This window comes from Flavobacterium rhizosphaerae, assembly GCF_046000445.1.
GTDB lineage: Bacteria > Bacteroidota > Bacteroidia > Flavobacteriales > Flavobacteriaceae > Flavobacterium > Flavobacterium rhizosphaerae.
On the sequence record NZ_JBELPZ010000001.1, the window covers coordinates 108,169 to 128,450 of the forward strand.

Annotated in this window: 15 protein-coding genes; 8 read left to right on the top strand and 7 right to left on the bottom strand. The window is 40.4% G+C overall.

Annotated elements, in window-relative coordinates; all coding sequences use genetic code 11:
* Complete coding sequence (locus ABS766_RS00450) at window positions 1-999, top strand: GntR family transcriptional regulator (RefSeq protein WP_408083101.1); 999 nt, start codon at window positions 1-3, stop codon at window positions 997-999.
* A 15-nt stretch (window positions 1,000-1,014) separates the two neighbouring features.
* Here ABS766_RS00450 and ABS766_RS00455 read toward each other — a convergent pair whose 3' ends face one another.
* The gene (locus ABS766_RS00455) at window positions 1,015-1,428 is read right to left on the bottom strand and encodes a 5' nucleotidase, NT5C type (protein ID WP_408083102.1); all 414 of its coding nucleotides are present in this window, start codon (window positions 1,426-1,428) and stop codon (window positions 1,015-1,017) included.
* Window positions 1,429-1,690: 262 nt separating this feature from the next.
* On the opposite strand from ABS766_RS00455, the gene ABS766_RS00460 reads away from it, so the two are divergent.
* The 6 genes from ABS766_RS00460 (at window position 1,691) to ABS766_RS00485 (ending at window position 10,692) form a co-directional block, all read left to right on the top strand.
* Complete coding sequence (locus ABS766_RS00460) at window positions 1,691-2,437, top strand: DeoR/GlpR family DNA-binding transcription regulator (RefSeq protein ID WP_408083103.1); 747 nt, start codon at window positions 1,691-1,693, stop codon at window positions 2,435-2,437.
* A gap of 211 nt (window positions 2,438-2,648) precedes the next feature.
* Complete coding sequence (locus ABS766_RS00465; protein WP_408083104.1) at window positions 2,649-4,118, top strand: carboxypeptidase-like regulatory domain-containing protein; 1,470 nt, start codon at window positions 2,649-2,651, stop codon at window positions 4,116-4,118.
* Window positions 4,119-4,392: 274 nt separating this feature from the next.
* Window positions 4,393-4,800 carry a hypothetical protein gene (locus ABS766_RS00470; protein ID WP_408083105.1) on the top strand — a complete coding sequence of 136 codons (408 nt, stop codon included), beginning with the start codon at window positions 4,393-4,395 and terminating at the stop codon, window positions 4,798-4,800.
* Between the two features lie 162 nt (window positions 4,801-4,962).
* A complete protein-coding gene (locus ABS766_RS00475; protein WP_408083106.1) occupies window positions 4,963-6,045 on the top strand; it encodes an efflux RND transporter periplasmic adaptor subunit in 1,083 nt (360 codons plus the stop codon).
* Window positions 6,046-6,068: 23 nt separating this feature from the next.
* Entirely contained in the window at window positions 6,069-9,266 is a 3,198-nt protein-coding gene (locus tag ABS766_RS00480; protein ID WP_408083107.1) for an efflux RND transporter permease subunit, read from the top strand.
* Complete coding sequence (locus tag ABS766_RS00485; protein ID WP_408083108.1) at window positions 9,256-10,692, top strand: TolC family protein; 1,437 nt, start codon at window positions 9,256-9,258, stop codon at window positions 10,690-10,692. Before ABS766_RS00480 ends, ABS766_RS00485 begins: the two co-directional genes overlap by 11 nt.
* Window positions 10,693-10,887: 195 nt before the next feature.
* On the opposite strand, the gene ABS766_RS00490 is transcribed toward ABS766_RS00485, so the two are convergent.
* The 5 genes from ABS766_RS00490 to ABS766_RS00510 all read right to left on the bottom strand — a co-directional run bounded on the left by ABS766_RS00490 (window position 10,888) and on the right by ABS766_RS00510 (window position 15,463).
* The gene (locus ABS766_RS00490; protein ID WP_408083109.1) at window positions 10,888-11,871 is read right to left on the bottom strand and encodes an aldo/keto reductase; all 984 of its coding nucleotides are present in this window, start codon (window positions 11,869-11,871) and stop codon (window positions 10,888-10,890) included.
* Window positions 11,872-11,897: 26 nt separating this feature from the next.
* A complete protein-coding gene (locus tag ABS766_RS00495) occupies window positions 11,898-12,692 on the bottom strand; it encodes an SDR family NAD(P)-dependent oxidoreductase (protein WP_408083110.1) in 795 nt (264 codons plus the stop codon).
* 29 nt (window positions 12,693-12,721) lie between these two features.
* Entirely contained in the window at window positions 12,722-13,657 is a 936-nt protein-coding gene (locus ABS766_RS00500) for an NADP-dependent oxidoreductase (RefSeq protein ID WP_408083111.1), read from the bottom strand.
* A 72-nt stretch (window positions 13,658-13,729) separates the two neighbouring features.
* Window positions 13,730-14,164, bottom strand: a complete 435-nt coding sequence (locus tag ABS766_RS00505; protein ID WP_408083112.1) for a c-type cytochrome — start codon at window positions 14,162-14,164, stop codon at window positions 13,730-13,732.
* Window positions 14,165-14,167: 3 nt separating this feature from the next.
* Window positions 14,168-15,463: a PQQ-dependent sugar dehydrogenase gene (locus tag ABS766_RS00510; protein ID WP_408083113.1), complete on the bottom strand. Its 1,296-nt coding sequence runs from the start codon at window positions 15,461-15,463 to the stop codon at window positions 14,168-14,170.
* Window positions 15,464-15,679: 216 nt separating this feature from the next.
* Here ABS766_RS00510 and ABS766_RS00515 point away from each other — a divergent pair, with 216 nt between their 5' ends.
* Complete coding sequence (locus ABS766_RS00515) at window positions 15,680-16,540, top strand: hypothetical protein (protein ID WP_408083114.1); 861 nt, start codon at window positions 15,680-15,682, stop codon at window positions 16,538-16,540.
* On the opposite strand, the gene ABS766_RS00520 is transcribed toward ABS766_RS00515, so the two are convergent.
* Complete coding sequence (locus ABS766_RS00520; RefSeq protein WP_408083115.1) at window positions 16,523-20,281, bottom strand: metallophosphoesterase; 3,759 nt, start codon at window positions 20,279-20,281, stop codon at window positions 16,523-16,525. The two genes, ABS766_RS00515 and ABS766_RS00520, sit on opposite strands and share 18 nt — an antisense overlap.
* Window position 20,282 lies beyond the last annotated feature (1 nt).

Below are 20,282 nucleotides of genomic sequence, written 5' to 3' on the forward strand. Positions count from 1 at the left end.
ATGAAGATCATTCATATTAACAATAATGAAAGCCTGCCCAAATACAAACAAATTATATTGGGCGTAGAAAACGCCCTGAGGGAGAAAATGCTATCTCGCGGCGATAAATTGCCCAGTATAAATAAAATAGCGCTGGAGTTTGGGTTATCCCGCGATACGGTGCTTACTGCTTATGACGACCTTAAAAAAAGGGGGCTTATATATGCCCGCCCCGGAAAAGGCTATTTTATTAAAAGTGAAGAATATACCGTAGAGCAACGTATTTTTTTATTGTTTGACGAGTTCAATTCTTTTAAAGAGGAGTTATACAGTTCATTTAAAAAGGCCATGGGCAACAGCGCACGGATAGACATTTTTTTTCATTATTTTAACCCGGAGGTGTTTAAAAAGCTGGTTAATGAAAACAATGGAGCGTATAGTAAATATGTTATAATGCCTACTAACCTTAAAGGAGCCGCAACCATTATAAAAACATTACCCAAAAATGATGTTTATATACTGGACCAGACTAATGATGAGCTTGCAGGCTACCCGTCAATACACCAAAATTTTGTAGCTGATATGTATAATGCCCTTTGCAGGGGAAAACAAAGGCTGGAAAAATACAATAAACTCATTTTAATTTTCCCGCTTTTTAAACAACCCCAGGGAATGCATGATGGTTTTACTCGGTTTTGTAAAGAGCATCATTTTAAGTATGAAATAATAAATGATTTTGAAAACAATAGTATAAAAGCCGGAGAAGTATATGTAATACCTAATGACAGGCACCTGGTAAATGTAATTGAGCAGGCAAGGGCGCAGCAACTTACCATAGGCAGCGAAATAGGGATAATATCTTATAATGATATTCCGCTTAAAAAAGTGGCCGGGAACGGTATTACCACCATTTCAACAGATTTCCCTGCGATGGGAAAAACACTTGCCGAAATGATACTGTTGCAGCGCAGGGAACAAATACAAAACCCCAGCAGTCTTATTGAAAGGGGGTCGTTATAAAATAATGCATTTATGTTATGCTACTTTTTGCTGCGCTGCCAGTCCGCGCACAATACCCGGCACATCATTCCAGTGGTTTATCCTTAGGTGCTTGTTTTGAAACACATTATGGCATGCTGTAAACATAAGCGGTATGCCTTTACAAAAATCAAGGTTTTTGCAGTGGTCATCAATAAGAAAGTCTACATCAATAACGCTTTTATCGCCGCAAAAAATAATATTTTTCCAGCTTATAAAAGGAAAATGTTCTTCCAGCCACTGGCGTTTTTCATAAAGCGACTGCGGAAATTCCATAGCAGCAGAGACTATATAGATGTCAAAATCTTCGGCAAGTTCTCTAACCGCCTCAACAGCACCTTCCATAACGGGTAATGTACGAAAAAAACCCGGTGTGTATAAGTATTCCCTGAAAATTTTAAACTCGGGCACACTTTCATCATGTTCCTGTTTACCCTCAATGACTTTTTTAGTAAGTGTAATACCTGTATCCCTTTTATACCATTTAAGTATTGGGCTTCTGCATCGGCAATAACACCATCCATGTCAATACCAATTTTTTTTCTTTCGCTTTTCATAATTTATATTTCGCTTTTTTATGCAACAAATATACATCATTTTTTGCAATATAAAGCAATTTAATGCAATATTTTGCAAGTTATATTTATGTATATTTGTCGTAAATTTTATGTAAATGGTTAAAGAAGAACGCTTTCAACTCATTTTAGAACATCTTGCAAAAGAAAACAAAGTTGAATTAGGGTCAATGAGCACTGTTTTAAGTGTTTCGGAAGATACCGTGCGTCGCGATATTAAAGAACTGCATGAGCAGGGATTGCTACAGGCAGTGCGCGGCGGAGCCATATCTTCTTTTTCGGTACCCCACCATTACCGGGACAGGGAAAAATATGAAACAGGGCAAAAAAAACGTATCGCAGAAAAAGCAGTGACTTTTATAAAAAACGGACAGACTATTTTTATGGATGGGGGTACCTCTGTGCTTGCCGTAGCAGAAATGCTGCCAAAAGACCTTAAAGTAACTGTGGTTACAAACAGCTTCCCCGTTGCCAATGTGCTGGAAGACCACCCCAATGCCGAGGTAATTTTTGCCGGGGGCAGGCTTTATAAAACAGCTTTTACCACTATAGGCCACGAAACTATTAATACTATAAAAAATGTGCGGGCCAACCTGTATTTTATGGGTATAAGCAGCCTAAACACATCTGGTATTACCGGTAAAAGTTATGAAGATGTTCAGGTAAAAAAATTTATGGCAGAAATGTCTGCCCAGGTAATTGCGCTAAGCACCCTGGCAAAAATTAACACCACACAATCGTTTTACATATGCCCTGTTACTAACGTAAATGCCATAATAACCGAAGCAGCCCCAACAAGCCCTGAGCTAAAGGCCTATCATAAGCTTGGTATACAAATTTTATAACTTTTTGTTACAGCATACTACTTAAACTATCTTTTTACATGTATAATGTGAAATGAAAGCTTATTATTTATCTTTTTAATAAAAATGAGTGTATAAGCCTAATTCACCTTAAAAATTTAGGTGATATTAAATATATTTACACCAAAACAAAATCAATCAATTATTTCTGTTACAAAATAGCGTATTCGTCGTTTTATATAAAACACCATTTATGAAAAAAATACTGCCCCTCTGCCTTCTTACCTTTTTAATATTTACCCTTACCACAAACGGACAGTCTATTACCGGGCAGGTGGTAGATGAGCAACAGCAGCCTGTTGCCTACACCACCATACAAATTGGCACTACTTATGGGGTTATAAGTAATATTGAAGGTGTATTTACAATAAAAATACCAGAACAGGCTAGTGCCAATACGGTAAGTATTTCCTGTATTGGATTTGAAACACTGGAAATACCGGTATCAGAATTTAAAGGCGGCACATACGTGCTTAAAGAAAAAATAAACGAACTGGATAATGTGTTTATTACCAACAAACAATTATCACCTACAGAAATACTTGAAGAAGTAATTAAAAATGCACCTAAAAACTACAGCCCGCAACCGTTAAAAGAAACTTTTTTTCTTAGGGAATCTTCTAATAATAAATTAATCGATTCACATTTTGAACTGGTAAAATCATCGCTAGAAACCCGCTCTACCTTAAAAGAGCTTAATAAAGAGCTTGAAAACCTTTCTAAAAATGCAAAAGGTAAAAGCTCAATAGACTTTACAGAATATTACGGAGATTTATATCAGCTTAATAACGAAACAAAACTATCTGTACAAAAAGCCATTGAATTAAAAAACAAGGAGAAAGATATATCGGGCGATGAGGTTAACAATAAACTAATTGAGATTATAAAAAAACATTTGCAACCGGGCGCTACTTATAGTGTACGCTCAGGCATACTCCCTATAGACGATTCTCTACAGATAGATAAGCCCCGCACGGCCAAAGATGAATTTGAAACAGCATCACTTCGTAGCGGTGTAACTTCGCTTACTACATCATTAAGCAAATTTTATAAAGATGAAGATCTTGATTTTTTAACAGAATTTAAGCGCTATAACTATACCCTGGAAGGATATTCATCATTAAACGATGAAACCATTTATATCATAGATTTTCAGCCAAAAAAAAATTCGGCAAAATATTCAGGTAAAATTTATGTAAACACACTGGATTTTGCTGTAGTTAAGCTGGAATATAATATGATTGATGGAAAAACCGAGCATAATATAAACTTAAAGCTGTTGCTGGGCATTAAGGCAGTGGAAGACCGCATAAAGATTTCGGCCACATACACCAAAAATGAGGAAGGAAACTATGCCGTAAATTTTGTGAAAAAACAAAAGGGAATATACTTTTATATTAACCGCTCTTTAAAATTTACCAAAAACAAAGAAGATAAAGATGAAGAAAAACGTATGCTTAAGGTAGATCTTATGGCAGAGATTGATGATGTTATTACATCAGAATTATTTATAATAAATAAAGAGGTTATCACAACGCCGGAGTTTAACAACTTTGCCGAAAATAAGTATTATAAAAAAGAATTCATTGCAAAATATGACCCTGCAATATGGAAAGGGTATAATATACTTGCGCCGGTTCAGTCAATTAAAAATTACGACTAACCCGGCAACTATTATAGTAAAGTTTAATTTTTCTACATTCTATTGCTGCTGATTTTAAAAATTTTTATTAAAAAAGAGCCATATAAAACGTTATAGCAGAGCTATAGCAACACTATTTCAAATCATAGGTTTTTATTGGCATTATATTTGTTAAAATTTCAAATAATCTAGCTGTGCTGTAATAAATTAGCGCAACGCATGGTTTTAAAAGGCCACATAAAAATAATGTAATACGTTTTGCGGGATAATAAACTTTACTTAATTTTGCTCCCCAATGAAAAGTTTGTTAATTAGGATTTACTTAACATTATGCATTTTCCTTTTAGGTGCTTACAAGCAATCGCATGCAAGTACTTTACAAGGCAGGGCATCTTTTAACCTAACTACAAACTTTGGCGTAGCACATCTACAACAGTTAGACCCATCTATTGTAAAACCTACCCCTGCGTTTGAAAAAGACGACAAAGTAGATTTTACCGATAACGAAAGTGAGAATGAAGAAGATGACATAACATCTTTAAAAAAATCCTTTGAAGCGGCTAATTACTTCAGCTCTGTATTTTTTTCACATTCTCCCAATTACTTTTCACATTGCATTAAAAGCCGTTTACCCTTTAGTAAACACTTTATAAATTTCCCACCCCAAAGGCGGTTTATCATATTCCGGGTTATACGGATTTGATTTAAACCTTATATGGACAATATTTACATATTGCCTGTTTTCCACAGAGTTATTAAAAAGCTGCATGTAGTTTAGCATAAATGCTAGTAAACATGCACGTTTATGGGCTATGGCCCACTTAAAAAAAATCCCAAAAATTACATCGCTTTAAAAGCAATTATTATGAAGAGAATTTTCATGCTCATGGGCTTGTCTGTTATGCTATGCCATACAAGCTGCCAATCCAACAAAGAAACAAAGGAAGAAGAAACAGAGTACCTGGTTACTAATCCTGTTGTAAAAGACACTGTAATTAATAAAGATTATGTGTGCCAGATCCGTTCAATACAGCATATTGAGCTAAGGGCTCTTGAGAAAGGGTACCTTCAGAAAATTTATGTAGATGAAGGGCAGGCAGTTAAAAAAGGGCAATTGCTCTTTCAGATAATGCCTAACCTATATCAGGCCGATTTACAAAAAGCACAGGCAGAGGCAGAATTTGCCGAAATTGAATATAAAAATACCAAGGCGCTGGCCGATAAAAATGTAGTAGCGCCTAATGAGCTGGCTATGGCAAAAGCAAAACTTGATAAAGCCAAGGCTGAAATGGCATTAAACCAGGTGCACCTTCAATTTACAGAAATAAGGGCACCGTTTGACGGTATAATTGACCGTTTTCATGTTAGGCAGGGTAGCCTTGTAGACGAGGGAGACCTGCTTACAACCCTTTCTGACAACAGCAAAATGTGGGTATATTATAATGTACCCGAAGCAGAATATCTTGATTACAAAACGCAGGTAAAAAAAGACAGCACAATAACCGTAAACCTTTTAATGGCAAACAACAAAATATTTTCTCAGCCGGGTATTGTGTCAACCATCGAGGCAGATTTTGATAATGAAACAGGTAACATTCCATTTAGGGCAACCTTCCCTAACCCCGATGGCTTACTGCGTTACGGTGAAACAGGTAACATCCGCATGAGTATACCCCACAAAAATGCTATGCTGATACCACAAAAAACAACTTTTGAAGTATTAGATAAAAAGTATGTTTTTGTTATTGATAAAGATAACCGGGTAAAATCAAGAGAGATTAAAATAGCTGCAGAACTGCCTCACATATTTATTATTAAAAGCGGTTTATCTACAGGCGATAAGGTACTGCTTGAAGGTTTACGCCTTGTGAGGGAAAATGAAAAAATTAAATATAAGCTCGAAAAACCTGAAAAAGTATTATCGAACTTAGGGTTGTATGCAGAATAGTCTGATAACTAAAAAGAGAAAAAATGTTTACTAAGTTTATACACAGACCTGTATTTGCAATTGTAATATCTGTTATAATTGTGTTTATGGGTTCACTGGCAATCACAACATTGCCAACATCGCAATTCCCGGACATTGCGCCAACAACGGTCAATGTATTTATAGCCTATCCGGGAGCCAGCGCCGATGTATTGGTTAAGTCTACCCTTATAACCCTGGAAAACTCCATAAATGGTACACAGGGTATGAGGTATATGGCTACCGATGCAACCAGTGCGGGTGAGGCCACTTTAAGGCTTATTTTTGAACCGGGTACCGACCCAAACCAGGCGGTTATCAGGGTAAAAACCCGGGTAGACCAGGTTATGCCGCTATTGCCCGAACTGGTGCAGCGTGAAGGGGTTATTATTACCCCTATACAGCCCAGTATGCTTATGTACGTTAACCTGTACGCAAAGGGCAAGAATATGGATGAAAAATTTCTGTATAACTATGCCAACGTAAAAATGATACCCGAAATTAACCGTATACCCGGTGTGGCCCGTACCCAGATATTGGGTAGCCGTACCTACGCCATGCGTATATGGTTAAACCCGGAACGTATGCGTGCCTACAACGTATCGGTAGACGAGGTTATGGATGCCCTTGCCGAGCAGAGTATTGTTGGGCGTCCGGGGCGTATTGGCCAGAGTTCCGGTATAGAGGCGCAGTCATTAGAATATGTGCTTACCTATAAAGGCCGTTACAGCGAGCCTGAAGAGTATGATAACATAATTATACGCGCAAATGCCGAAGGGGAGCGCATACGCCTTAAAGATATAGGCCGCGCAGAGCTGGGTAGTGAATTTTTTGATATTTACTCTAACCTTGACGGACACCCTTCTGCCTCTATTGTATTAAAACAAAATTACGGTAGTAACGCAACCGAGGTAATTGAAAACGTAAAAGAAAAGCTTAATGAGCTTAAAGAATCGTTCCCTCCGGGGCTTGATTATAAAATAAGTTATGACGTATCTAAGTTTCTTGATGCCTCTATAGAGCAGGTAATTGATACGCTACGGGATGCCTTTATACTGGTTGCCCTTGTGGTATTCATATTTTTGGGAGACTGGCGCTCTACGCTTATTCCTATTCTGGCCGTACCGGTATCTTTGATTGGGGCCTTCTTTGTTATGCAGTTTTTTGGGCTAACCATTAACCTGGTAACCCTGTTTGCATTGGTACTGGCCATTGGTATTGTGGTGGATGATGCCATCGTCGTCGTCGAGGCAGTACATGCCAAGTTTGATGAGTACCCCAACATAACGCCATACCTGGCCGTTAAAAAAGTATTGGGCGAAATTAGTGGTGCGGTTATAGCAATTACTGCAGTAATGGTTTCGGTGTTCCTGCCTATATCCTTCATGTCAGGCCCGGTTGGTACATTCTACCGGCAGTTCTCCATTACTATGGCAAGCTCAATTGTAATTTCGGCAATTATAGCCTTAACACTTACCCCGGTATTGTGTGCCATGCTGCTTAAAAATCACCACGGGCATGAAAAGAAAAGCAATGTGCTGACAAGGAGCCTTGACACCTTTAACCGCGGGTTTGATAAACTTACAGGAAGATATACCGGCATACTTAAAAGAATGGTAAGCCGCAGGTGGTTAACCTGGGGTATATTGCTGGCATTTTGTGCGGGTATTTATTTTGTAAACAAAATTTTACCGGGAGGCTTTATACCAAGTGAAGACCAGGGTACTATATATGCCATCATCCAGACGCCTCCGGGCTCTACGCTTGAGGCAACCAACCAGGTTTCTCAAAGGCTGCAAAAAATAGCCGAAAAAGTAGACGGTATAGAATCGGTATCATCACTTGCAGGTTATGAGATCATGACCGAAGGTAGGGGGTCTAATGCGGGTACGTGTCTTATCAACCTTAAACCATGGTCTGAAAGGAAGCATAAAGTAACCGAGATTATGGAAGAACTTGAAGAAAAATCAAGGAACCTGGGCGCGAAAATAGAATTTTTTGAACCGCCTGCCATACCCGGATTTGGTGCATCGGGTGGTTTCTCACTTCGTCTTCTTGATAAAAATACTGAAACAGATTACCAGGATTTTGATAAAATCAACAAACAATTCATGGATGATTTGGGTAAACGTAAAGAACTTACCGGCCTGTTTACCTTCTTTGCTGCCAACTACCCACAGTATGAGCTGGTAGTAGATAATGACTTGGCCATGCAGAAAGGCGTATCTATAGGAAAAGCTATGGAAAACCTTGATATTATGATTGGTAGTACCTATGAGCAGGGCTTTATTAAGTTTGGCCGTTTCTTTAAAGTATATGTACAGTCTGACCCTAAATTCAGGAGGCTGCCATCAGACATACTTAACCTGTATATTAAAAATGACCATGGCGAAATGGTGCCCTACTCTGCGTTTATGACGCTTAAAAAAGAGCAGGGCCCTAATGAGATTACCCGTTATAACATGTATAACTCTGCAGCCATACGCGGGCTACCTGCCTCTGGCTATACCACTGCCGATGCGATACAGGCCATTAAGGAAGTAGCCGCTAAAACACTGCCAAGAGGTTATGATATTGCCTGGGAAGGCTTATCATATGATGAGGCTAACCGTGGCAATGAGTCTATATATATCTTCCTTATAGTACTGGCGTTTGTTTATCTGGTACTGGCAGCACAGTATGAAAGCTTTATTATACCACTTGCAGTAATCATATCTCTTCCTGTGGGTGTATTTGGTTCATTCCTTTTACTTAAGCTTATGGGCCTTGAAAATAACATCTATGCGCAAATCGGGCTTATCATGCTCGTCGGGCTGCTGGGTAAGAACGCAGTACTTATTGTGGAGTTTGCCGTCCAGAAGCGGCATGAAGGCTTTACCATATTTGATGCGGCTATAGAAGGTGCCAAAGTGCGTTTCCGCCCTATTTTGATGACCTCTTTTGCTTTTATAGCCGGTTTGATACCGTTAATGATTGCCAGCGGTGCCGGTGCTATTGGTAACCGCACACTGGGTTCATCGGCACTTGGCGGTATGCTTTTCGGTACTGTTTTCGGTGTGCTTATAGTCCCCGGACTGTATTACATATTTGGTTCACTAGCCGATGGCAGGAAGTTAATACGCGATGAAGACGATAGCTCATTATCAGAAGAATTCGTTCATCAAATAGATAAATTCTCAAACACAGAAGAAAATGATGTTTAAAAGCAGAATATATAAATATATAGTAATAACCGGTTTAATATTGTCTGTTTCGGCATGTAAACTGCCGGATGTAGCAAAACGTACAGAAAACACTAATACACCCGCAGCATACAGCGGCGCTACTCAGGATACGGTAAATTCAGCCAAACTAAAGTGGAAGGATTTCTTTAAAGACCCTTACCTTACCAGGCTGATAGATACTGCCCTGGTAAACAACCAGGAGCTGAACATTACGTTACAGGAAATACAGATAAGCCAAAATGAAATCAGGATACGCAAAGGGGAATATTTACCCTTTGCAGGCCTGAGGGCTGGTGCCGGTGTTGATAAAGTGGGTCGTTTTACCCGTAATGGTGCCTTAGAAGAAAACATTAATATTGTACCGGGAAAGGAAAACCCCGAACCACTACAGGATTATTCATTTGGCGCTTATGCTAACTGGGAGGCCGACATTTGGGGCAAATTGCACAATGCTAAAAGGGCTGCTATACAAAGGTACCTTTCTACAGTTGAGGGTAAAAATTTTGTAATAACAAACCTTGTTGGCGAAATTGCCAATTCGTATTATGAACTGCTTGCCCTTGATACCCAACTGGCCATTGTACAGCAGAATATTGATATACAAACCAATGCACTGGAAATTGTACGGCTGCAAAAGCAATCGGCCCGTGTAACCGAACTGGCTGTGCGCCGGTTTGAGGCGCAGGTGCTTAACACCCGCAGCTTGCAGTACAATATACAGCAGCAGATTGTGGAGACCGAAAACCGCATTAACTTTTTGGTGGGCAGGTATCCACAGCATGTTGAAAGAAGTAATGATGATTTTAACATGCTTGTGCCTAATACTGTAGCTACTGGTATACCTTCTCAGTTATTAGAAAACCGCCCTGATGTAAAACAGGCTGAACTAAAGCTTGCCGCAGCAAAACTGGATGTAAAATCGGCTAAAGCACAGTTTTATCCTTCACTGGGCATTTCGGCAGGTATTGGTTATCAGGCATTAGACCCTACTCACCTGATTAAACCGGAGTCTTTATTATACACACTGGCCGGAGACCTGGCAGCACCGCTGATTAACAGGAATGCTATTAAAGCTTCTTATAAAAATGCCAATGCGCAACAGGTACAGGCCGTTTATGATTATGAACGTACATTGCTAAATGCTTATATTGAAGTAGCTAACCAGATTTCTAACATCAGTAACCTGCAACAAACTTATAATCTGAAGTCGCAACAGGTAAATGCATTAAATGAATCGGTTGATATTTCAAACACCCTCTTCCGCTCTGCACGTGCCGATTATATGGAAGTATTGTTAACACAGCGCGATGCCTTAGAATCAAAATTTGAACTTATTGAAACCAAGCTGAAACAAATGAATGCCACAGTAAATATTTACCGTGCATTGGGTGGCGGCTGGAATTAATTTCTCTTTTTATCACTTACCCCAAATAGGTTGCCCTAAACAGGCAGCCTATTTTTATTTATGCCTTTTAGAATTATGCTGTACAATTAGTTAAGGTTGCCAATCCTATAAGCGTTATGACAGTACTAAACAACAATCCCGGCACAAACGTGCCGGGATTGTTGTTGTATTAGATTTACAATATAATTAAAGGAATTACATTTTATCGAGTTCCTTATTTATAAAAGATATTTCTTCCGAGGTAAGCGAAATATCGGCAGCTTTAGCATTTTGTATTGACTGTTGCGCATTCCTGGCGCCCGCCAATGCTACAGTAATGCCGGGGCGGTCTACCGTCCAACGTAATACCAGTTGTGCCAGTGTAGCACCTTTATCGTCTGCAATAGGTTTTATCTTGCTTAGAAAAGCATTGGTTTTTGTAATGCTCTCATCGGTAAAATAAGGGTTATTGGCACGGTGGTCGCCTTCCTGAAACGTATATCCTGCAGACATTTTGCCTGTAAGCAGGCCGCGCTCGAGGGGGCTATATGCCAAAACCGATTTGTTATGTTCTATGCAGTAGGGTACTGTTTCTTTTTCAACATCGCGTTTTGCCATGCTGAAAGGAATCTGGTTAGAAGCAAGCCTGATGGTTTTTTCAGCTTCTGCCATTTGTGCAGCCGAATAATTGCATACCCCGGCATAGCGTACTTTTCCTTCTTTTACAAGTTTTTCTACCGCTTCAAATGTTTCCGAAATTGGTGTTGTACTGTCGGGCCAGTGAATCTGGTACAGGTCAATATAATCAGTACCCAGCCTTTTCAGGCTGTCCTCACATTCTTTTATTATACTTTCCTTACCGGCATATTTATAAATATCAATAGGGTTGCCATCATTATCCTTGCTCGAAAAACCAAAATCACCTTTGGTAAGATCCCAGCGCATGCCAAATTTGGTAAGTATCTGTACCTTATCCCTGGCATATCCTTTAATGGCTTCGCCAACAATTTCTTCGCTGGTACCCTGTCCGTAAATGGGTGCGGTATCTATAGCAGTAACGCCCAAATCATAAGCAGCCTGTATGGCCTCAATAGCATCGCTACGCTCCGTTTTACCCCACATCCAACCACCGGCTGCCCATGCGCCAAAGGTTATTACTGATACTTCTAAGTCTGTATTTCCTAATTTTCTGTATTCCATTAATTTTTAATTTTTTAGTTAGTAAGTTACGATATAGAGCGTAATAAGCCGCCCTCTGCCCTTATGGCTGCACCATTAGTGGCCGATGCCAGCGGGCTTGCCAGGTAGGTTACCATACTGGCTACTTCTTTAGGTTCGGCAAAACGCTGTATAAGAGAGGTAGGCCTCATCTGTTCAAAAAATTTCTTTTCCATTTCATCAAAAGATATTTTTTCATTGTCGGCAATGGCCTGTACAAAATCGCCTACGCCGCGCGAACGTGTAGGGCCGGGCAGTACCGTATTTACCGTAACATTTGTGCCTTTGGTAAGTTCAGCCATACCGCGGCTTATAGAGATCTGCGCTGTTTTTGTCATACCGTAATGAATCATTTCATCCGGGATAAAAATGCCTGATTCGCTTGAAATGAAAATAATTCGTCCCCAGTTTTTTTCCAGCATCTTTGGCAGGAAATAACGCGAAAGGCGTACCCCGCTCATCACATTCACATCAAAAAAGCGGAACCAGTCTTCATCGGGTATATCTGCAAAAGCTTTCGGTTCAAAAATACCTACATTGTTAACCAGTATATCAATTTCCGGTAGTTGTTCCAGTAAACGGTTTATATCCTCAACGTTACTAAAATCTGAGGCAATGCCTGATACTTTTGCCTGAGGAAAGGAGTTTTTGAGTTTCTGGACGGCTTCATCTACAGCAGCCTGCTTTCTCCCGTTAATTATTACTGTTGTACCTTCCGCTAAAAGCGATTCGGCTATAGCTAAACCAATACCGGCAGTAGAACCGCTCACAAAGGCTGTTTTATATTTTAATTGTAAATCCATTTATGTTGTGTAATTTAATTACTATGGTATTAAAAGGTTACTATTACTTTGCCTACGGTATGCGATGTGGCTACCTGTTTGTGGGCGTTATTAATATCAGTAAAAGAAAAGGTTTTAAATATATGTGGTGTAAGGGTACCTTTTTCTAAAAGGTCTGCAAGGGTTTTCATATCATCCCCGCTGGAGTGCACCAGGTAGGCTATTGTTTTAATTTCTTTGTCTTTGGCGGCTGCGGCTACTTCGTCTTTAATACCAAGATTACTCACCAGTGTGCCACCGGGTTTTATTATGGTAAGGTTTCGGGGTATGTTATCGCCCCCAACAATATCTATAGCTACATCTACACCACCAACTTCTTTTTCAAAATCCTGCTCTTTATAATCTATATGCTCATCTGCTCCTAGTGCCAGTACAAAATCTTTATTTTCTGTGGAAGATACACCGATAACATAAGCGCCTAAATGTTTAGCTAACTGTACGGCAAAGTGCCCTACCCCACCGGACGCGGCATGCACCAGCAATTTATGTCCTTTGGTTACGCCTGCCTGTTGTAAATCCTGCCATGCGGTTAAAGCTGCCAGTGTTGTGGCAGCGGCCTGCTCAAAAGAGATATTGGCGGGTTTATGTGCGAGGTGGGCAGCGGGTGCTGCTACATATTCTGCATAGGCTTTGCCGCTTCCGGGAAAATTGACCATCCCGAAAACTTCATCGCCTGTTTTAAAGGTTTTAACATCAGCACCTGTTTGTGTAATAATACCTGATACATCCCACCCTGCTATTACGGGGGATTCCTGCTGTAATTTATTATAAAAAGCCCCGCCCGATGCTGTTTTTACATCTACCGGGTTAATACTAATAGCTTTTACCTGAATTAAAACCTCATCAGGTTTTATATCGGGCACGGGTATATCTGCAAATGTAAAAGGGTTTTCCTGACCAGGTTTGTCTAAAATAATAGCTTTCATATAGTGTCTTTACTATCTACAGGCTTTAACTATACCTTGTGGTAAAGCCTGTAAGTATATTGATTATATTTTTTATTTTTTGCGTTGTGCTTTAACTTCTGCAGCAGTAACTGCATCGGCTTTGTTGCCAAAGCTGTTTCTTATATAGGTAAGTACATCGGCTACCTGCTGGTCATTTAAGGTATTGAAAGCAGGCATGGGGTTAACATAATACTCCCCTTCTATTTCTACATCTTCATTAAAACCATCAAGCACAATATGTATAAGGCGCGGTTTGTTTTTTAGCACATAATCAGTGCCTTTTAAAGGTGGTGCCAGGTGTGGTACCCCTGTGCCGTTTACCTGGTGGCAGGACACGCATGTTTGTGTATATATTTTTTTACCCCGCTCTATAGATTGCTTTAGCCCATCCTGCCGGTTTACTGTATTAAAACCGTTAAACGAATACAGCATAACAGAAACTACTGCCACTATAGCGGTTTTATAGAAATAACCTTTGTTTAGCATACTTTACTTTTTGTTATAGGTAATACGATAAATGGTGCCTTTTGCATCGTCTGAAACGTACAGTGAGCCATCCGGCCCCTGGGCTAAGCCGCAGGGCCTGTGGGCGGCATCGCCGGGAGAAACAACCTCATCGGTACCTGCAAAATTATCGGCAAAAATTTCCCAATCGCCGCTTGGCTTACCGTCTTTAAACGGAACAAAAGCCACAAAATAACCCATTTGTTTTTCAGGGGCGCGGTTCCATGATCCGTGAAAGGCAATAAATGCGCCATTTTTATATTTTTCAGGAAACATAGTGCCCGTATAAAACAATAAAGCATTGGGCGCCATGTGCCCGGGGAAAGCCACTACCGGGTCATTAGCCTCGGGCTTTCCTGTTTTTTTTCCATCGCCCCCATATTCCGGTGCTAATATTTTTTTCTTCTGGTTCTGGTCATAATAAATATACGGCCAGCCGCAATCATCTCCCTTATTCAGCATATACATACATTCTGCAGGCAAATCTGCCGATTGTTTCACAGTATACATATCCGGAAAAAGGTCGTGCAACTGGTCACGCCCGTGCTGCATTACAAAAAGCTTATCATTTTGTTTGTTCCAGTCTATCCCCATAACATTTCGCAGCCCTGTGGCATAACGCACTCCATCGCCATAAGTCTGGTTAGGTTTATCTATTTTAAACTGCCATATACCGGCAGCAGAATCCAGCACTGGGCAAGGCATCATACCGGGTGAACCTTTGGTACGGTCTTTCTCTTGGCAGGCATTAGAAAAAGCGCCAATATTTACATAAATATTACCTTTACCATCTAACGTAAAAGGCTTGGCATTGTGCTGGCGCCTGTCTATTAAGCCTGTAATAATAGTTTCCGGAGCATTGGGGTTAATAACGTGTTGCTTAGCATCCAGTTTATAGCGATAAACCTCTGAATTTGATGAAGTATAGAGATAATTTTTATCAACGGTAATACCTGTACCCCGGTAATCACCAAAACCCGTGGTTTTATCTGCTTTGCCATCGCCATTGGTATCAGAGAGCATCAGTACACCATTGCCATTTTCGGGACGGTCCAGCTTTACATATATATCACCATAATCGGTAACAGCTATATGCCTGGCCTGGCCTACATTTTCTGCCACGGCAGTGGCGCTAAAACCCAAAGGCAGTTTTAGCCCTACATTATCAGTATAGGGAGAAAAAGCCACCGGATTCTGACTTTCATCCGAAACAGAATAGAAAGCGCAGATTATAAAAGCCGCCGCTATGGTAACCGAAGTTTTTAAGAAGTTATTTTTCATTATGTTTTTGGGTTTGGAAATTACATTTTAAAAAACCTGATTCATGCAATAATGGCAGCAAAACACAGGTTTATTATCAACCCACTAATTTAGTACATTTTTTTTACTGATATATGCTTTATGCCTTCCTTAACAGAAATGTAAAGGCTATGTTATTATATCGTATTTCCGCTTAATAAATCAGTAATTTTGTAAGGTAACGCATAAACAGCAATTATGGCACAGGCGCTAAAACTGGTATTGGTATGTATTATAGTATACGGATGCTCATGCAAAACAAACTCCCCCCTGAAAGAAACCGCTACACTTAACCTTGACGAGGTTTCGGGGCTGGAATATGTAAACGGTACCTTGTGGGCATTGCAGGACAGCGGCAATAAAAACAAATTGTATCAACTTGATCCAAAAACCGGGGAGCATAAAAGCTTTACCATTAAAAACAGCAAAAATAACGACTGGGAAAGCCTTGCTTCTGATGCCGAAGGCAACCTGTATATTGGCGATTTTGGTAATAATGATAATGACCGGAAAGACCTTGTAATTTATAAAGTAAATTCCGGAAAACCTGAAAGGGTTGAATATACGATACATTTTTCTTATCCGGAACAGACAGAATTTCCTCCTAAAAAAAGTAAACGTGTTTATGACTGTGAAGCTTTTTTTGAATACCAAGGCTATTTTTACCTGTTTAGTAAAAACCGCAGTATAAAAGGCGACGGCTCTGTGAACCTATATAAGTTACAAAATAAAAGGGGTAGCCAAAAGGCACAACTTATGGGCAGTTTTATTACCTGTAACAATAATTACAGAAAATGCGCCATAGCCGGGGCAGACATTAGCCCCGACGGAAAAACCGTTGCTTTAATAAGTGGCGATAAAGTGTGGCTTATCACCAACTTTAAAGGCGATGATTTTCCACATGGCACCCTAACCCCTTATGAAATTGGAGAACTTACACAAAAAGAGGGGATTTGTTTTATTGACAATGATAACATATACATTGCCGATGAACGCGAGAAAAATATTGGCGGTAAATTATACACACTAAAAATTAACGACTTAAAAACCAATAACTAACTGAAAGGAAATACGGGGGCCTTCGCTGCCATAAAAGCAGCTAACCATAGCTGTGGCCGCATCGGCACCATTAAGCCACATACCGCCACCTACACTTTGATGCCATGTATCAGACTCTTCACTCGGGAGCCATACCCGTCCATAATCATAACCGCCCAGTATACCATAGGTTAGTGGTATAAAACTGCTTTTCCACTTACCTATTGTAAAACGCACATCATTACTGTTATAAAAGGCAGTACGGCCGTTAAAACGCGCGCGGCGGTAACCGCGCAGGTCATTATCCCCCCCAAGAGTGGCCGCCTGGTAAAACTCATAGTTATTATTAAAAATAAATTTGCCTTTAAAAGTAGTACCAAACACCAGCCGTTCGTTACGGGTTATTTTATGGTAAAAGGTTACACCCGTTTCGGCATGGGCAAAATTGCGTTCAAAAACATCAAGGCTGGCTTTCCATCCACCTGTTGCATAAAATTTCATGCCCAGTGCCGGTAATGATTTGTTATCGTAATTTTCAAAACGGTAAGTGCCATTTATCCCTGCAAATTGGCGGTGCTCAAAAAGGTATGGCTGTAAGATACCCGGCTGATTTACATACCTGTTATGAGATTCGTCTACCTCTATGGTTTCAAAATCAGTTTTTAGCTCCATAAAACTGCCATTGCGGCCCTCTTTAAAAAATGAAGGCGACAGGCGGAAGACCTGTAGTTTTACCCGGTTAAAGTCCATACCCAAATCGTCATCATTATTTTTTGTGTCGTTACCCTGCCCAAAATAGTTAATGCTAAAGGTAGGGCTGGTATAGCGGGCATCCAGTGCAAAATTCCATTTGCTGGCAACATTCATAAAAGCGCCGCGGTATATAAATTCAAAACCTTTTGTGGCAAAATAGAAATTAGCCTTTAACGTGTGTTTTTGTGAATACGGGTTACGGATAAACCTGTTTACAGTATAGTCTGCTATAACCCCCAGTTTAACCATATCGTCCGGGTTATAACCTGCCATAGGATAGGTTGCAAAAATATTATAATCGGGTTTTTTAGGGTTATACAGGTTGGTTTCGTAATCATCTGTAAGCTTTAGGGCAGCGCCCTTGGCTTTGTAGGTGTTATTTTTACTTTTAAAATCATATATCTTTACCCGGCGGGCATTTTCGGCTATGTATTCATCATGGTTCTGTCCGCCGATAAGCCTGAGCAAAATTGCCCCTGCCGGTTTACCCTTTACCTCATAAACATCATCATCATCAAGCCCGTATATCCAGATTTCTTTTGTTTGCTTTTTATTGTATACCTGAGAAAAAACAAGCGAATCGCCTTCTTTTTTATGGCGGTACATAGCTACCTGTGTATTTCCATTAGGGCTGCGGGTTATTACAAAACGATCTTTATCATCTGTACCGGTAAGCACTACGGTTTTTAACAGTACATCACGGTATTTGGGTATATATTTCAGCAACTTATCCCTCCTGCTTTTCAGGTCACTTTTTATTTCTTCGGTATTCCCGTCAATTACTTCGGGGGGCAACTGTGCAAAAGCCGAATCTATAACTGCATCGGTGAGGTGCTGTTGCAGGTAGGCTGCTTCTTTATACCATACCGATGCGCCACTTTTGGTAATAAAAGCCACATCTTGTGTGTAGCCCTGTTTTATCTGCCATTTTACGCTGCTTATATCATCGCTGTACGGTTTCATGTAGCGCAATGGCGGTATCTTCATAATGAGTGAAAGCAATGCTCCGCCGTGCTTTGGGAAAGCCTGGTCGCGGTCGCGCGGTATAGGGCGGTAATATGTACTGTCCGGTGTTTTAAATTTGCTCCACCGCCACTGGTCGCCATGCCTGTCCCAGTCGCCTATAAGCAGGTCAAAAAGCCTTGCGCGTATATAGGCCTGCTCATCAATAACATTCGTTTTGCTTTTGCGCAGTTTTTCGTACACATCTGCTGTGCCATCAATACCATCGGCTTTGCCAAAGCTATCCAGTTTGCTAAATTCGTCATCAGGGTGCTCTTCAATCATATACAAGGCACCGCCGTAATCTTCATTATGTTTGCCCAATATATGTTGCTTAGGCACATAGAATAACCTGGGGTTGGTATGGTAAATACCCACTGCATCTGAAAGGTCGCCAATAATAAATGGGGTATACGGGTGTGCCGTAGTGTAAAAATCAAGCAGAAAATGTTCTGCAAATGTATTTTCATAATCGTTGCCAATATAGCTTGTGGTAAACGCCGTAGTCTGCAAAAAACGGGTAGCGCTTTTACGCAGGGCACGCATTACATACTCATGACCGTTTTTATCTATAAGTCGGAGTGAATTACTCTGGTGGCCGCCACCGGTACGCCCAACTGTAAAACCGCCATATAAGGTATCAAGCTCTGCAACGGGAGCTTTAACAGAGGTACTGTAATAACTCCTGTAATGATTGCCGAATAAAAAACGGTACAGACTGCTATACGTGGTTTCCTGTTTGGTATATATTGTTGCTGCGGTATCTTTAGGAAAGCCGGATACCGGATATTCTTCTAATAACGGCACCGGTTTGCTAAGCAGGCTTTTTTCAAAAACAAGATCTTCATCAGTGTCGGTTACCCGGTAATATTTTATATTGGCATTGCCATTTTTATATACATCTAATACGGCATAGCCCCTGCCCCCATAAGAAAAATCATGATCGCCCACAACACGGGCTTCTTCTTCTTTACTGCCTGCCCCGCTTATTATCTGGTGAATGTTATCTTTTTCAATATATTGCAGGTTATGGTCGTGCCCGGAAAGCACCAGTACGTTATCATAGGGTTGTATAAGGGTTTTTATATGCGATGTCATATCACGGTAAATAGCGCTTTGCAAATCTTGCGGGCTTCCGCCCGATGTACGCCTTACAAAATTCATTAAAGAACCCAGTACCGGCATGGGGAATTTATATTTTAACGGGTATAACTCCTTGCGGGCAGAAAGCTGCCCCCCGTGGGCGCCATTGCTCATAACCGGGTGGTGTATTGCAAGCAATACGGTTTTATCCTGGTTTTTATTGAGCAGGCTCCGTAATTCTTCCCAAAAGGCGGCACGTGTTTTTATATCGCAATCATCGTTCATGGTTGGGTAATCGTCCCAATTTTCAATATACCACTCACTGTCTATGGTTATTAAAGTAATATCACTGTTTATTTTTATATCATCTATACCACAGCCTTTACCCGGTAAAAAAGTTTTTTTGCCCAGCGCCTTTTCTACCAGTTTTTCTTCTTCCTGAACACCTTTTAAACCGTGGTACCAGTCATGATTACCAGGAATAAAATAGATGTTGCCCTTAAAAACCTTTGCCATATCTAGCTGGCTGTTTAATGAGGCTTCGGCTTCGGCACGGTGTTTATCTTCTTTTTCCGGCGGCATACCCAACGGGTAAATGTTATCGCCCATATAGAGCAGGGTGGTGTTTTTACCTTCGTTTTTTAAGTGCGCCGCAACTGCCTCAAGCAGGCGCTGGCCGTTGGGCTGGCTGGCATAGCCGGCATCGCCTATAAGATAAAAGCGCTGATCTAATTTTTGTGTGGTTACACTTATACTATCTTTTGAAGGTATTGCTGCCTTAGCGCCATATTGCGGATGATACGTAGCACAGGATGTAACTATAGCAATTATAAATAATGTTAGGGGTATATTTTTTGGCAGCCTGATGCCATACCAAAAGAATTTCATAATTTTATAGCTTGGTAGTATTAATTTTACCTTCATA

Excerpts from the sequence above, each read along its gene's own strand:
- ABS766_RS00450 (WP_408083101.1), top strand. The coding sequence starts at position 1 with ATGAAGATCATTCATATTAACAATAATGAAAGCCTGCCCAAATACAAA.
- ABS766_RS00460 (WP_408083103.1), top strand. The coding sequence starts at position 1,691 with ATGGTTAAAGAAGAACGCTTTCAACTCATTTTAGAACATCTTGCAAAA.
- ABS766_RS00465 (WP_408083104.1), top strand. The coding sequence starts at position 2,649 with ATGAAAAAAATACTGCCCCTCTGCCTTCTTACCTTTTTAATATTTACC.
- ABS766_RS00470 (WP_408083105.1), top strand. The coding sequence starts at position 4,393 with ATGAAAAGTTTGTTAATTAGGATTTACTTAACATTATGCATTTTCCTT.
- ABS766_RS00475 (WP_408083106.1), top strand. The coding sequence starts at position 4,963 with ATGAAGAGAATTTTCATGCTCATGGGCTTGTCTGTTATGCTATGCCAT.
- ABS766_RS00480 (WP_408083107.1), top strand. The coding sequence starts at position 6,069 with ATGTTTACTAAGTTTATACACAGACCTGTATTTGCAATTGTAATATCT.
- ABS766_RS00485 (WP_408083108.1), top strand. The coding sequence starts at position 9,256 with ATGATGTTTAAAAGCAGAATATATAAATATATAGTAATAACCGGTTTA.
- ABS766_RS00490 (WP_408083109.1), bottom strand. The coding sequence starts at position 11,871 with ATGGAATACAGAAAATTAGGAAATACAGACTTAGAAGTATCAGTAATA.
- ABS766_RS00495 (WP_408083110.1), bottom strand. The coding sequence starts at position 12,692 with ATGGATTTACAATTAAAATATAAAACAGCCTTTGTGAGCGGTTCTACT.
- ABS766_RS00500 (WP_408083111.1), bottom strand. The coding sequence starts at position 13,657 with ATGAAAGCTATTATTTTAGACAAACCTGGTCAGGAAAACCCTTTTACA.
- ABS766_RS00505 (WP_408083112.1), bottom strand. The coding sequence starts at position 14,164 with ATGCTAAACAAAGGTTATTTCTATAAAACCGCTATAGTGGCAGTAGTT.
- ABS766_RS00510 (WP_408083113.1), bottom strand. The coding sequence starts at position 15,463 with ATGAAAAATAACTTCTTAAAAACTTCGGTTACCATAGCGGCGGCTTTT.
- ABS766_RS00515 (WP_408083114.1), top strand. The coding sequence starts at position 15,680 with ATGGCACAGGCGCTAAAACTGGTATTGGTATGTATTATAGTATACGGA.
- ABS766_RS00520 (WP_408083115.1), bottom strand. The coding sequence starts at position 20,281 with ATGAAGGTAAAATTAATACTACCAAGCTATAAAATTATGAAATTCTTT.